We start from the raw sequence: 13838 nt of genomic DNA, 5'->3' as shown, positions 1-13838 counted from the left end.
TGAGGTTTTTTTGAATACTATACTTTGTTTAGTATAGGAGCAGAAAATGCCTGTTAATGAACAAACTGAAATTCCATTATCGCAGCTGTATCACGAGGCACGCGGTTTTTTACTTGAAACATTTAAAGCTCAGTTAGATGATCTTTTAGCTGAACAGTTAAATCCACGCACCCAAGGGGTACCCTTTATTAATTTCGCAGGGGATCCACCCCAGTTGTGCGCCATTAAAAAAGTGATTAATTGCTTGTTTCATGCCGAAATAGGGTTAAAGCATTGGGAGGGAATAAATACCAGTACTCTAAGTGGTAAGGTCAACGCGGTGCCTCAAGCAATGAAAGCACTTTTTCAGGTCTATCAATTCATAACAATGATTGATGATGCAACTCCGGAAGTAAGATGGGTTGTAACCGAAAATTATCATACTCTTGCCCCCATTTTCTCTCAAGCTTATGAAGTGATTTATGCTTCCGGTTGGCTCCCACAGTTTATGGAGATGGGGGCTACAAATAAGGCTTCTACAATCATCAATCAGGGGATTGGTCTATTAGGTCCGGATTTGAATAAATGGAATAATACTAACCCTCTGGTTTCGACTTTCACAACAATATCACAGCTAATGGAGTCTATAGCCGGAGTGCAAAGTGGGATATTACCTGAGTCAGAAAAACGTCAGAAAATAGAGCTGATTCGTTCTTTATTAAATGATTTGGATAATAATGAGTTGATCGGCCAATTAACACTTACTGATCTCGAGGATTCAAAAGCAGTAAAAGATTTATTTAATTGGTTTAAAAATATTCAAGAGGATGGCTTTGACTTCACCAAAAAGTCCATACAGGAGTATCTGTCCTGGGCAAATTATTATTTACCCAGATTGATCTCACTTGCAGATCAATTAGAACGACAAAATTACTTAAAATCAGGTTTATTATCCCAGACTCTGTGCTCCAAGGCTGATCTTTTGGGGCAACAAATCAATACGTTAATCTCTTCTGACTCTTCGTATAACATTACTCAAAGAGTAGTCAACACAGATGCCTTGACAGAAGTTAGAGAACAACAAATTAAAGCGAGTCAGATTAAGAGTGTGCAAGCCATCATGCTTGCTGAAAAACAACATCTGGCTGCTATAGAATTTTTTAGAATTTTAACATCCTATAGGGGAATGTCATTTGCGGATATTACTGAAGTCGATCGGGTTTCATTGAGATTACTTTACCCTAAAGTACAAATGGTGTTGGCTCATGCTAATTTAGGACTCGAAAATAAGTTAGCAGAAATTCTAAACACAACTGGTCCAGAAAAAGTTAAGGACGCCCCCAAATCCTGGTGGCAGTTGGCAGCAGACGGGGTTAGTTATGTGGCTAGTTACGTTGTAAGTCCTGAAATAACTAAATTGTTAGGAACAAAAATATTTGTTGAGCATTTTATATCGACTCAAATTGAGTCCGAACAATTTAAGATTAAGATAGGAGAGAAGGCGCGTGAAAAATTAAGGCCAGAGTTAAGTAACACTCCACTCAATCATCGGGTTATAAACCGAGTTAAAGAGTTAAAAACGGAGTTGAATAATGTCCCTCAACCGGAAGTTGTGCCCAACCAATTTGTTCCAGTTAAACCTTTTAATTTAACTAATCTTAAAGGAACGCTTACTTATTTTCAAAAAATGGAATTATCTAAGACGGTCCATGATACAAGAACCTCCATTGCTGCTCTAATAAGTCGTCATTTTGTAGAAGAGGATAGGGCTTATTTTTTAACCATTCCCTATGTCATTAGTCCTACTGATCCTGCGTTGGTGGTTCAAATTAAACAAGTTGAAAATGATTTATTCGCATTGGAAAAATCACTTAAACATTTTGAAACGATTAATCTTAATTATGGAATTACGATTTATCTTCGGTCTTATCTTGCAATAGCTTCAGCAGCTTCCCAATTAAAAAAGAGTATTACATTACTTGCTCCAGATGCACAGAGAACTTTGGCTCCAGTATTAAAACAAGCTATGGCTTATGGTTCCACTCTGTCGAGCATCAATTACAGAAACGATGATTTAACCGCTATTGAACAATTAAAAAAAGCAGGGGTAGCGACTTTAACCCATACTATTCCTGTTCAACAAGAAAGTCGGACCCCTTTAACTGGGGCAACTGCTCCTAAAGAAGTGACTTCCTCCAGTACATTGGATTATATCAAGAACATTACTGCCGCCAGAACGTTATTATTGCAGAAATTTAAAACCACTTTGTCATTACCAATATCCAGTAGTTTAAATCCACACAAAGAAGGTGTGCCTTTTACTCATATAGAAAATGATGCGCCTCAAATAGCCGCGATAAAAAAAATGATTAATAGCATGTATTATGCTGAGTCTGCACTAAAAATATGGCAAGGAATGGATACCAGCACGACTTTTGGCAAGGTTGCCGCGGCTCATCAAGGGGTTGCTGCTTTATCACAAGTCTATAAATCGTTGGAATTATTTACCGAAGTTACTCCTGAAGTGCAAGGATTAATTCGGGAGAATTATGATTTAATTAAGCCAGTATTGGATGGGGCCAGAGATCTTATTAAACAGGAAGGTTGGACCAACCAATTTAATGCTCTTGATGTGACACAAAAGGTAGGTAGTGTTTTAGGAATAGGCATTGCTTTAGTCCAGCCAGAAAAAACAGCCCATTCAACACAAACAGCGTCTTTAGTTGCGTTATTATCAGAATTACCCTCTCTACTTCATAATATGGCAAACCTGATAGGTCCAGAAAGAGAGGTATCAGTACATAAATTAAGAATAAGTCAGGAAAGGATTGATGCCATTAGTTCGATATTAGAATTAATATTTGAAGAAAAATCGCCCATAAGTAACCTTATAAAAGGCCCCAGAGCAATTTTAGGGCTTATCGAATTAAATAAAAAGTTTCAACGGCAAAGTACTAACTTGCAAGAAACGACAATTCACGCCTATCAACAATGGCTTGAAGAAGGCTATCCTGATTTACTTTTGATGTTTGATGAAATAGAAACTCGTTATTTAATGAAACCAGGAACTTTATCAAGAGCTATAGTTCTTGAAATAGACAAAATTAATGACAAATTAAATGAAGTTATTGAGTCTAAACCCAATAGCAAACTAAAAAGAATTAACTTGTCTTTTGACTTGGCTGATACGAGAAAAGAAGGCCTTAAGGCTAAGAAAATGGAGCATTTCATGGATTTGTTCCAATTTAAAGAACAAGTGAAATCAGCCGATACTTTTTTCGATACGCTTAAAAAATACTCTGAGATGTCATTTCGAGAAATTGCCCCTTTAGATCGCATTGAATTGCGCCGTACTTTCTCAATGATCCAATTGGCCATGGCTAACAGTAATCTGGATGTTGCGAATGAATGTGTTATCGCTTTAAATCAGCTTGAAACCATGGAATCAGAGCCATGGGAAGGGGTAAAGGTTTCGATAGCACAAATAATGAAACAAGAATCTTTAGTAAAAAAATATTTGGTTCAACGACAACGATCATGCCAACTAAAAATTACTTTAATTGATCATGCTATTTATTATATAAATTCACAGGCCTTAGAATTAGTCGCTGAAAAATCAGATGATTTTTCAATGGATAAATTACAGAAAAAATATTCAATCATTCAAGCTAAGAGGCCTACTGTAGGACCAGGGGAACTAAAACCTATATCAAGCTCATCAATGCATAGTATCCGCGGTAACTTGGCTTATATTCAAGAGTTAAAGATCGCGTCAGTCATAGAGCAAGTGGGAGAAGAATTAACTAAAATTACCAAAACAAACTTTTCCAGACATATTCAGGCTTATTTAACAAAGCCTGAAGACCAGCCTTTACATTCTATAAAGGACGATGACCCTCTTATGGTGCGTCAAATTAAAGAAATGGAGAATGGTTTATATCATTTACAAACCGCATTTCAGCATTTTGAAGGGATGAAAAAAAATGACCGTCTTGTAGTACAGGCAAGAACATTAGTTGAAATTCAGTATGAAGCACAACAATTAAAAGGAGTACTAGAAAATCTTACTCCAGAATTAAAAGCGCATTACGGCCCAGTAGCAATGCAACTGCTGGATTTAAGTAAAAAAATTCGAGCTATTGATTACAATAAAGAGGATTTTGATGATCTGATGTCGGTAATTGAAAGTACGAAAAAAGAACTATTAAAAAGAAAGAATCCACGTGATCCTCGATTGGAAAAGGCTTTTTTTGAGGCGAATAAACGTCAGGGTACAGTTCAAACCACAACCATCACTCAAGAATCTGCTCCTAGAAAAGCGGCAAAACTCGGTATTAAATATTTGCATTTAGCATCGCCGCAGTTACAAAAGTCTATAAATTATTTACGTTCTCGTTATACGAATGTATTTGGAGAGCAAACTCCCGTTATTCACTCGCTTTCCAGAACCCAATTAGCCGATGAGCAGCTTATGCGCAGTGAAATCAGCCGATTGAAATTAGTATTAGAGAGACAGACTGGGTTTAATATACCAACCGTTAGAATGATTCTTGATTTAATAAAGCAAATGCAACGCGCAGGTATTCAGGCCTCTGAATTAACCGTGATGATCAATCAATTGGTCACCAATGATTTTATTCAAATAAAAAAAACAGTTTATCAGGAGTTCATTACAAGATTATCAGCAGAAGAAGATTATCTGGGTTTAAAACCAGGAGCATTAATCAATTCTGCCATGGGCGCTGTCAATCAATTGTTTTTATCTATGGCTTTGGAATTAGACATGCCTTTTAATAAAAAGCTGGATTTATTAACAGATAAATCATTTTTAAACATAGTTATAGCCCAAACTCAAAAGGAGTTGGATGCTTTAAAGAAAGAACCTTCAAATCATGAAATAGAGTTTAAAATAAAGATTAAGGAAGATAAATTAGCCTTTCTGCAACAACAAATTCAATCTCTTGCTGATAAAGAGGTCAATCAAACAAAGAGTGCTTTATTGGATATACAATTTGAGGTTTATTTACGTGATCATCTGAAGCATTCGAATCTTAAAAAACCTATAGTGAAGCAATATGAAACGATTCTTCGTCATCATTATAATGAAAATAAAGATCATTTTCTGTCTTCAACAGACAGCGCAAAAGATTTATATCAATCAATACAAATTTTTGAAAGAAATAATGTTGGTGATTATTTAATAGTTTCTGAGGCATACCAAAAACTTCATAGTTTTAGCATGAAGCTCCCTGAAAGAAATAAAGATTTAAGGGATTACATTGATGGGATCAATCAAGAGCTTATAAATGGTGATTTATCCATAGAACAACGGGCATTAGTAGTAAAAGCTTTACCTGATGATGCTGTGTTTATTGAAAAATTAAGTGCTGCGGATGACGGTACGAGCTTCTTAAAGAAATTTAAACAATTTTTACAACGAGTGACATCAAGTATTCTCGAAGGCATAACTACTGGAGTTAGTATTTGCTATATCTATCATCAGAAAAAAATAGAACACTCAATAAAAAATATAAAGAAAACTATTCGTCTTAATGCTGCAAATGGAATAGACGAGCTCGATACGATACGTGACAAGACTGAAACAACTGATACTATTGATGAGATTGATGAGATTGATGAGATTGATGAGATTGATGAGATTGATGAGATTGATGAGATTGATGTAGGTACTGAAAGTGATGACGAAGAAGTCAAAACTAATCGATTTAACTATTAAGGTCTGTGGGCCATTCGTCTTTAAAAAAACTATATCTCGTGGCGTATCGTACTGTTGCTTTAACCCTCTCTCGACGCGTGGAGGAGAGTGTCTTATAAACGTCATCCAGAGCGAAGCGAAGGATCTCCAAAATGTGGGCTCATGTTTATTTCAACAGAGCTCCTCGGGATGATGGAAAGCCGCTTGTTTGAATGGTCATTTAACAAAGAATCATTAAATCGTACACTGGCTCTATTTTAAAAATAGAGCTAAGAATCCCATTAAGACAAATATTCCTGCGGTTATTGAATTGACAAGTTTCATTGGTATTTTTTCGGCGAATTTGTTTCCAATAAGAACTGCCGGCACGTCAGCGAGTAACATGCCCAAGGTGGTACCGACAATAACTATTAGCGGGGTTGCATAATGTGCGGTGAGCGTGATCGTAGCAATTTGAGTTTTATCACCTATTTCAGCCAGAAAAAAAGTAACAAAAGTGGTGCCAAACACACCAAGGCGTATTTTTTCCTTTGTTTCTGAGGCTTCCATTTTATCAGGGATTAAAGTCCATATACCGATACCAATGAACAATCCTGCTATTATCCAGCGAAGCGTTTCTTGAGGGATTATCGTTATAATCCAGGCACCTATAACACCTGCTAAACCGTGATTAATGAATGTAGCTACAAAAATACCCAAAATAATAGGGAGTGGTTGTTTAAAGCGAGCAGCAAGGATAAACGCCAATAATTGGGTTTTATCACCCATTTCAGCAAGAGCTACAACACCTATAGAGACAAATAAGGCTTCCATTTTAAAAGTTTCTTAATCGGTTAGGGGTTGTTGACCATTCATTTTTAAAAGCCTGACGTCTATGTCGACCAATTGCCAACAAACCTGGTAATTATTAAGAAAGGATTATACTGATTTTATAATCTAGTTATAAAGCTTATCTTAAATATTATTCTTTATTGCTATTTAGCGATATGTGAGTTGGGCGTGAAGGCTCAGAGAGGCTTGGACTAATGGTATAACAATATTCCAATGGCGGTATATACTTATACTAATATTGTAAATTTAAAACAATTGGTTCGGAGTTCATGATGATTAATCCACTAAAGTATCACCCTAAGGGAGATAAAGAAAATTCTTCCTACTTTAATGAATATAAAACGAAAATCTTTGAAAGAAGGGTGTCATCGGGGCTTGAGGATTTATATGGAGACATGGGGGGTGTTGTGGTGCAAGTGCAAACCGGGGATGCTATCCCTTATTTAAAAGAGTTATATTCCATGACCCCTTACCGTTATGCGAAAAGTTACATCAGTGATACACATAAATTTTATTGTCTTTTCAATATGAAAAACGCTCCGGTTTTTATTGTATTGGAGCCTTTAGACCCAAATTTTAAAGATGATATTAGTCGCCTTAATAAAATGTATCCTAATTCACGAGAAAAATTCAATGCGCGGTATGTGGGAGAAATTTATCAATGCAAAGATAAAAATGAAGTACGCAGTATCCTGATTTCTCATGATTTTAATTTTCATCTGCCGAGCATGACTGAAAATAAATTCTATTGCAGTAAACACATCCATTTCACTCGTCTCTCAGATTTTACTTACAATAGCGTGGGTTATACGGATGGAAATCTATATGATTTTGATAGTTTAGAGCTGGGGCAACGTTTTTACTTAACCAAAGAACAGGAAAAAATCCTGCACGATGCGGAGCAGGAGAGCGAGGATAACGGTACTAAAGGGCTGATTAAAGGCATTGATCACATGGCAACCCGCATTTTAGCAGGGGAACGTGAAGATGCGATTCTAGAGTTTTTATGCTTATCTAATTATTATTTTTGGGGCGCTTATAACATTCATGATATGAATTCCTCAACGAATGTAAATCGCACGCCTCATGGACACGATATTAAATCCCCAGCTAAGGTATTTACTGCTAATAATACTCCCTACATGGTGAATTCTTTTGAAAACCTTCCAATGCCTACTGAAACTTTTGTTCGTAATTATGGAAGAAGAATGCATCATATTGCTTATGAAGTAACTGATGGAGATCATCCATCCGGGCAAAAGAATATTGATTTCGTCATCAATACCTTAAAAAATGATTTACATATTGAGTTTTTAGCTCAGGTTTTTGGCGCATGTACCGATGCCCCTGACTTAAAACAAATTTTTTCCAAACACTCGACCTACTCCCTGTTAATTACTGAATATGTTGAACGATGCCATGGCTTTGATGGTTTCTTTACCAAAGAGAACGTTGCAGCATTAACCGAAGCCGCGAGTTTGGATGAGCGTTTGGATCAGTATCATACGAAAGAAAGTATTATCGGAGATTAAACGATTTTATTACACTTACAAAGATGTTCTGAATGATACGACGTCATAATATCTTAATATTAGTTATTTATAATAAAATCATAACTAGAAAAAGTTGAGGTATAAAATGCCAAATCTTAAGAAAATTACCGGTAACTATATTCAAGTTACTGATTTGACGGGTTTACCTGCGGAGTTTTATGCGCCTCAATCACTGGAAGAGTATAACGAGCAAATCGATAAAGATCTCCATCGTATGGCTTATCTAAGCTTCGATCACCCTGTTTCTTACATAAAAGAAAAATTAAGAGACTCTTCACATCTTCCAACAGACGAGAGTCGTTCATTTACCCAAGGTAATTTTGAAGGCGGCACATTTAATCGTCTTATTATAGACTTATCGCCACAATTTGACAAAGTACGAAAATTGGCACTTGCAGAAGGGACTGAGAATGAGGGTAGGGCTAACGATATTCGGGTAGCATATATAGATGATGATGGAAATCATTGCGCCCTTTCCATTGGCTATTTAAGAGATGATCCTGATGTGGCAAAGGGAGAGGAATTTGTTCCTGTAGAGCAACGTAAGCGTCTCTTCAGCGTTTGTATTATAAAAAATACTAATCTTGCCCCGGCTGATAGAACAGTGACTCTTCTCACTCATCCAGTTTTCGTAAGCGAGTCTCTTGCTAAAAACTCATCTGATGTTGAAGAGCAAGATGTTGCGAAGGAGGTCAATAGCTTATTAAATTCTAAAAAATTCAGTACATTATTGACTGACATGTTCGATGGAGAGGCTCTTTCAGCCAGTAAATTTGATGATTTAAGGAAAAGAATTCAGCAAAATAGAAATATTGATAATCGTGATTTTAAACAAGATCAACTGAAAGAGTTAAATGATTGGCTAAAAAGTCTTTTACCAGATGATCGTGATGTGCGGGCTTATATGGCGGAAATTAACGAGCGTGCATCATCTGATATTAATTTTTTTAAAGATGATAATTATAACAAGACCCTGGATGAGATTTTTAAGACAATTAGTTCTGCTGGTAAAGAGTTAGCCCCAGAACAACAAGAAGAGATCTTAATCAAGAGTCAATTGACCTACATTTTCATGAAGTTAGAGCTTAAGTCATTTGAAGTGGATTTAGCTACTAATGCTGGAAAAATATTAGCTGATCAATATCAAAATCAAGCTAAATTACTACGTGGTTTACGAGATAATCCAACAGGGGAAGAAAAGCAGTATCTTGAGAAGGGTTTGGAGCAATTATTAGATATTTTTGATACGAGGGTTCCCAAAATATTAAAACTGCAACAATTTATCAAGAATGAACAAAAAAAATATAATAATAATGAGGTATTGGAGCATCTCAAAGAAATAGAAAATGATTTAATGGCAAATATTGATTCCTACACTGAAGCCAGTTGGGCTATAAAATTAGATAGCTCTTCAGATGACGTGGAAAAATTTGTAGTCGCTTTGGAAGAAAAAGACACGCCAATACTTAAAGAAAAATTACAAGGGTTTGCACGTCAACTTAAAGATCATGCAGCTACTCTTTCTGATAGTGATGAAGATTTGGCTAAGCGAATTTTAACTAAAGCAGGGAATTTAAGTAATTTATCGTACATCGAATCAATACCTTATAAAAAATTGGATTTTTCCCAAGTACTTTCCAATGTAATGCGTGAAATAAATGATGACAAGCTTAAAGAGGATATTGTTCATCAACTGAAGCAACTTGGTGAATCCCTTACAGAGCAAGATCCGCTGTTTCTAAAAAAGAGGATAATGGAGAGAGCAGCTGAATTAGATAAGGAGTCAACCAAGGAGGTATTAGCACTAGGAAGAGACTTTAAAAAAGTAAGCGCCGAAATGATTACAGGTTTCTTTAACTCGGAACGGATTAGTCAAAAACAAATTATTAGAGCTGAAGCTAAAAAAGAAATAGAGGCTCTTCCTATTCCGTCTGTTCCTTCGAGTGCCAATCAAAATTGGTTTCAGCGTAATCGTAATTCGTTGATTGTCGGCGGGGTTGGTTTACTTGCTGTTATCAGTTTGGTTTTGATTTTAACCGGAGTACTTGCTCCTTTGGGAGTTGCTATTGCTGCTGGTACTGCTGCCACCGTTGCTATCGCAGGAGCCTCTACCTTGGGAGCCATTACCATTGGGGCAGGTGCTAATGTGGTGAAAAATGAAATCCAATTATCTAATGAGATACAAAACTATCCAAAACAAAAACAAGCCTATGATGATCGGGTAAGACTTATTAATGATCAGAGGGATGATAAATTAAGGAAATTGGATACTGTTTTTGAAGAGAACTCAGCTAATTTTTTGAAAAATAAAATTGAAAATAAAGGTGAGATTTCTACTAAAACTGAAGTTCATGATGTAGCACAGGTAATTAGTAAAGAAGTTGAGTTAACAGACGTTTCAGAAGCAACATCACCGCTCCCATTAGCATTAGAGGCTGAGAGCTTGTTAAGCCAGCTCGAACAACAAATTGAGACTTGTGGGGAAGCCTTAGAAAAAGCAAGTCAAGTGGTTGTTAGAGCCCCCATTATTGCTTCAGAGACACCAAGCAAAGCTAAAGTAGTGCCTCAGGAGGAGGTAGTAGATGAAGTAGTTCAACAAAACACTATTAAATCATGAAATGTGGTTGCCCCACATTTATGATACTTATTACGGTAATGAGGTAGATTATTATGGCTGGTCCAACATTATTTAATTCTCCTATGCGTGGTTTTATTCAGCAAGAAAGTATACGAAATTATCATCAGCAGCTGGCCCAAAAAAATGGGCACTTAGATAATGCCAAAAGCGCTTATCAGAACGCCCTGGATCTGGTAGAACAATTTGGACAAAAGGTTATTATTGCTGAGGGGCAATTAGATATTATAAAAAATGATCTGGCTAATTGTAGTGATAGTAAAGAAATAAAAAAATTGGAATTGCAAAAAAAACAATACGAACGCTTTATTGAAACTGCTCCTGAAAAATTAGCTCCGATTACTCAACGACTCAACCAATTAGCTGAGAATTTGCAGCGTTTGGAAGAGGAAATTTCTACAATAATCGAACAGGCACGTGAATCACGCAATACTTCTCCAGGAGCGGGTGGTTAGCGTCACGGCAAACGTCATCCAGCGCCAAGCGAAGGATCTCCGAAAGGTGGCTCATGCCTATTTCAGGAGACACCTCCTGGCTCAATATTACTTAGAGCGGTAAGACCAAAATTTGGGCAGGGCACAGCAGCAAAGTGATACTCCAATAATGCATAAAATACCTCCCGATACCAATGCAGTGGTGAGCCCCATGCTCGCAGCGATAAGTCCGGCCCGGGTATCCCCTAATTTAGGGCCACTTAAATAGCTGATCATTTCAATTCCTGCCAAACGTCCGCGAAACTCTGAGGGGATAGTATTATTCCATAAATGACTTCTAAAAATACCGCTAATCCCGTCAAAGGCTCCTGAAAGCGCTAGAAAAAATAAAGCCAGCCAAAGAGAATGAGATAAACCAAATCCAATAATAGAGAGGCCCCATAATGCAGCTGCAATCGCGATCGCTTTACCATCATGAGTTATTTTGGCTGTCCAGCCACTGACAAAAGAAATAATCAAAATACCTACCGCTGGTGCTGAATAGAGTAGCCCCAGGGTTTTAACCCCACCAAAATGTTGGGCCATTGCGGGGAGTAATGCGTTGGGCATCGCAAAAATCATGGCAATAAAGTCTACAAAATAACTGCCAATTAATTCCTGACGGCTAAAAGCAAATGAAACACCCTCCTTTAATGAGGAGAGGACGGATGGATGTTCTTTTAATATGGGTTTAGGTATTGTATGCATCAAAGCTAGATTAATTAACGAAATTAAAAAAGTTAATAGATCAATACAATAAGTAACTATAATGCCATATTGTGCAATAATAAGCCCTGCTATAGAGGGACCTATAATCATACAAAAACTGAATTTGAAGCTGGAAAGCGCCCCCACATTTTTGTAGTCGCTGGGCTGTACTATCTGTTGAGTAATGCTATCAAACGCTGGTCGATGAAGCCCGGTAATAGCCGACATGAAACTGGCAATCACAAAGATCATGATAAAACTTGGATGGGATGAATGAGAGTTCACCGCTAAAAAGAGACAGCCTACAGCAAGCAATGATTCGCTGATAATTAATAAAGCACTTCGATTGTAGCGATCGGCAAATACTCCACCAACAAGGGCTGTTACTAGCAACGGTAATAGCTGTACCAGACTGAGTAATCCAACCATCAGGGTGGACTGGGTGAGCTGATAAATTTGATAGGGCAATGCTACACTGGTTATCATTGTGCCAATAAAAGAAATGAATTGCCCCAAAAAAAGCAATCTAAAATCACGATTTTTTTTAAGCAGTGATATATCTAACAAATGGCTCATATTGAAACATCCAGGTGTAAGCATTGAATGGAAGTAAATTGCTATTTTATGCTTTTTTATCTGCTCGGTATAGAATTTGACTAAATATGTCAGCATTATATGAATTAAGGCGGTTCATTTTGTCTATAGGGTTATTATTTTTAACAATTTTAAAAAAAAACTAACGTCAGATAAAATTACATTTCTCCCGCATTTTTATATTCTACTTTTGATTTGGGTTATGTGTTATTATCATACAATTTCACTCCAAATTGTATGATAATTATGAATTTACTAAAATCTTTTCCCTGGTTTAATGAGGCATGGAAATCTTATGCTCAATGTCGCACCGTACTGTGGTGGCCTTTAAGCTTTCTTTTTTTAACTCCCCTTGCTGTTTTAATTGTGTTTGGAGTAATAATTCCTTTTGGATTGAATGAATTAGGTTGGATTAATTTTAATCATTCTTTTTTGAATTATACTTACTTGCTCCTAGTAGCAGGATTAATTTTCTTTGCGATATTTCCTTTTCTTGATGGTCTGTATCAGCTGATTAAAGCTAATTTGGACGGTAATTCTATTAATGAGAATACGGCTTTTAGCAATTTATTTAACTCTCAAGCCATGGGAAAAGCTTTGGGTCCTGTTTTAGTAATACTCATACTCTTGGAAGTGATAGGTTCTTTTTTTAAACCTTTTAAAATGCTTGTTTTATTTGGTTATATGCTAACTATTTTTACTCCTATTTTGCTTGTTAATGAGGGTAAATCTCCTTGGAAAAAAGGAGTGGAGTCAGTGCGGTTTACACTGGGCAACAAAAAATTGGTCACTAAAGTATGGGGATTGCGCTTATTAATTTTGCTGTCATTGATCTTTCCCTGGGTTTTGGTTGCTTGTACAGGAGCACATCTTGCTCTAAAAGTCATTGCATTACTTTTTGCCTTGCCGTTTTTTGGTTATATGGTAGTTAATGCCTTACCGTTTTATTTTTTTTATCCGGCCTATGTTTATGAACGGATGAAGAGCAGTACCGCACGCGTAGGGTGAGATAGTTCTTTTAAGATTGGTCTGCCTTAGGAAAAACATGGGCGGACATGATTTAAATCGATGATCCATTTAAGATACTAAAAAGTAAGTAGCCTGGTTGCTTGCAGCCAGGCTACGCTTATAACCCTATGGGGTTTATTCAGCTACCTAATTGTAGGTTGGTGCTGAGCATGGCGAAGCCCAACAGCGGAGTTAAAGTTTTGTGTTCTTGCTTAGTACCCGAATGGGGAGGAGCCTGTTTATCACATACCATAATGCCATGATTCTAATGTCATTGTTGGGCTTCGCCATGCTCAGCACCAACCTACTGATTCAAGACGTGCTTATGGGCTAGAAATTTT

7 protein-coding genes are annotated in these 13838 nt (G+C 36.8%); 5 read left to right on the top strand and 2 right to left on the bottom strand.

The window, feature by feature from the left end; genetic code table 11:
• The first annotated feature begins 46 nt into the window (after positions 1-46).
• A complete protein-coding gene (locus LOX96_RS16495) occupies positions 47-5716 on the top strand; it encodes an SdhB (protein WP_250424607.1) in 5670 nt (1889 codons plus the stop codon).
• A gap of 231 nt (positions 5717-5947) precedes the next feature.
• Here LOX96_RS16495 and LOX96_RS16490 read toward each other — a convergent pair whose 3' ends face one another.
• Positions 5948-6508: a TMEM165/GDT1 family protein gene (locus tag LOX96_RS16490; protein WP_250424608.1), complete on the bottom strand. Its 561-nt coding sequence runs from the start codon at positions 6506-6508 to the stop codon at positions 5948-5950.
• A 290-nt stretch (positions 6509-6798) separates the two neighbouring features.
• Between LOX96_RS16490 and LOX96_RS16485 the strand changes: the two genes are divergently transcribed.
• From LOX96_RS16485 to LOX96_RS16475, 3 genes are all read left to right on the top strand, one after another.
• A complete protein-coding gene (locus tag LOX96_RS16485) occupies positions 6799-8058 on the top strand; it encodes a hypothetical protein (protein ID WP_250424614.1) in 1260 nt (419 codons plus the stop codon).
• 106 nt (positions 8059-8164) lie between these two features.
• A complete protein-coding gene (locus tag LOX96_RS16480) occupies positions 8165-10696 on the top strand; it encodes a hypothetical protein (protein WP_250424609.1) in 2532 nt (843 codons plus the stop codon).
• A 53-nt stretch (positions 10697-10749) separates the two neighbouring features.
• A complete protein-coding gene (locus LOX96_RS16475) occupies positions 10750-11169 on the top strand; it encodes a hypothetical protein (protein ID WP_250424610.1) in 420 nt (139 codons plus the stop codon).
• An 87-nt stretch (positions 11170-11256) separates the two neighbouring features.
• Here the strand turns inward: LOX96_RS16475 and LOX96_RS16470 are convergent, their stop codons facing one another.
• Positions 11257-12471 carry an MFS transporter gene (locus tag LOX96_RS16470; protein ID WP_250424611.1) on the bottom strand — a complete coding sequence of 405 codons (1215 nt, stop codon included), beginning with the start codon at positions 12469-12471 and terminating at the stop codon, positions 11257-11259.
• A gap of 264 nt (positions 12472-12735) precedes the next feature.
• Between LOX96_RS16470 and LOX96_RS16465 the strand changes: the two genes are divergently transcribed.
• Positions 12736-13497, top strand: coding sequence for a hypothetical protein (locus tag LOX96_RS16465; RefSeq protein ID WP_250424612.1), 762 nt, complete (start codon positions 12736-12738; stop codon positions 13495-13497).
• Positions 13498-13838 lie beyond the last annotated feature (341 nt).

It is taken from the genome of Legionella maioricensis (assembly GCF_023618015.1).
Classification (GTDB): Bacteria; Pseudomonadota; Gammaproteobacteria; order Legionellales; family Legionellaceae; genus Legionella; species Legionella maioricensis.
Note: the sequence above shows the minus strand (reverse complement) of the source record. Positions and strands in the feature narration are given on the sequence as shown.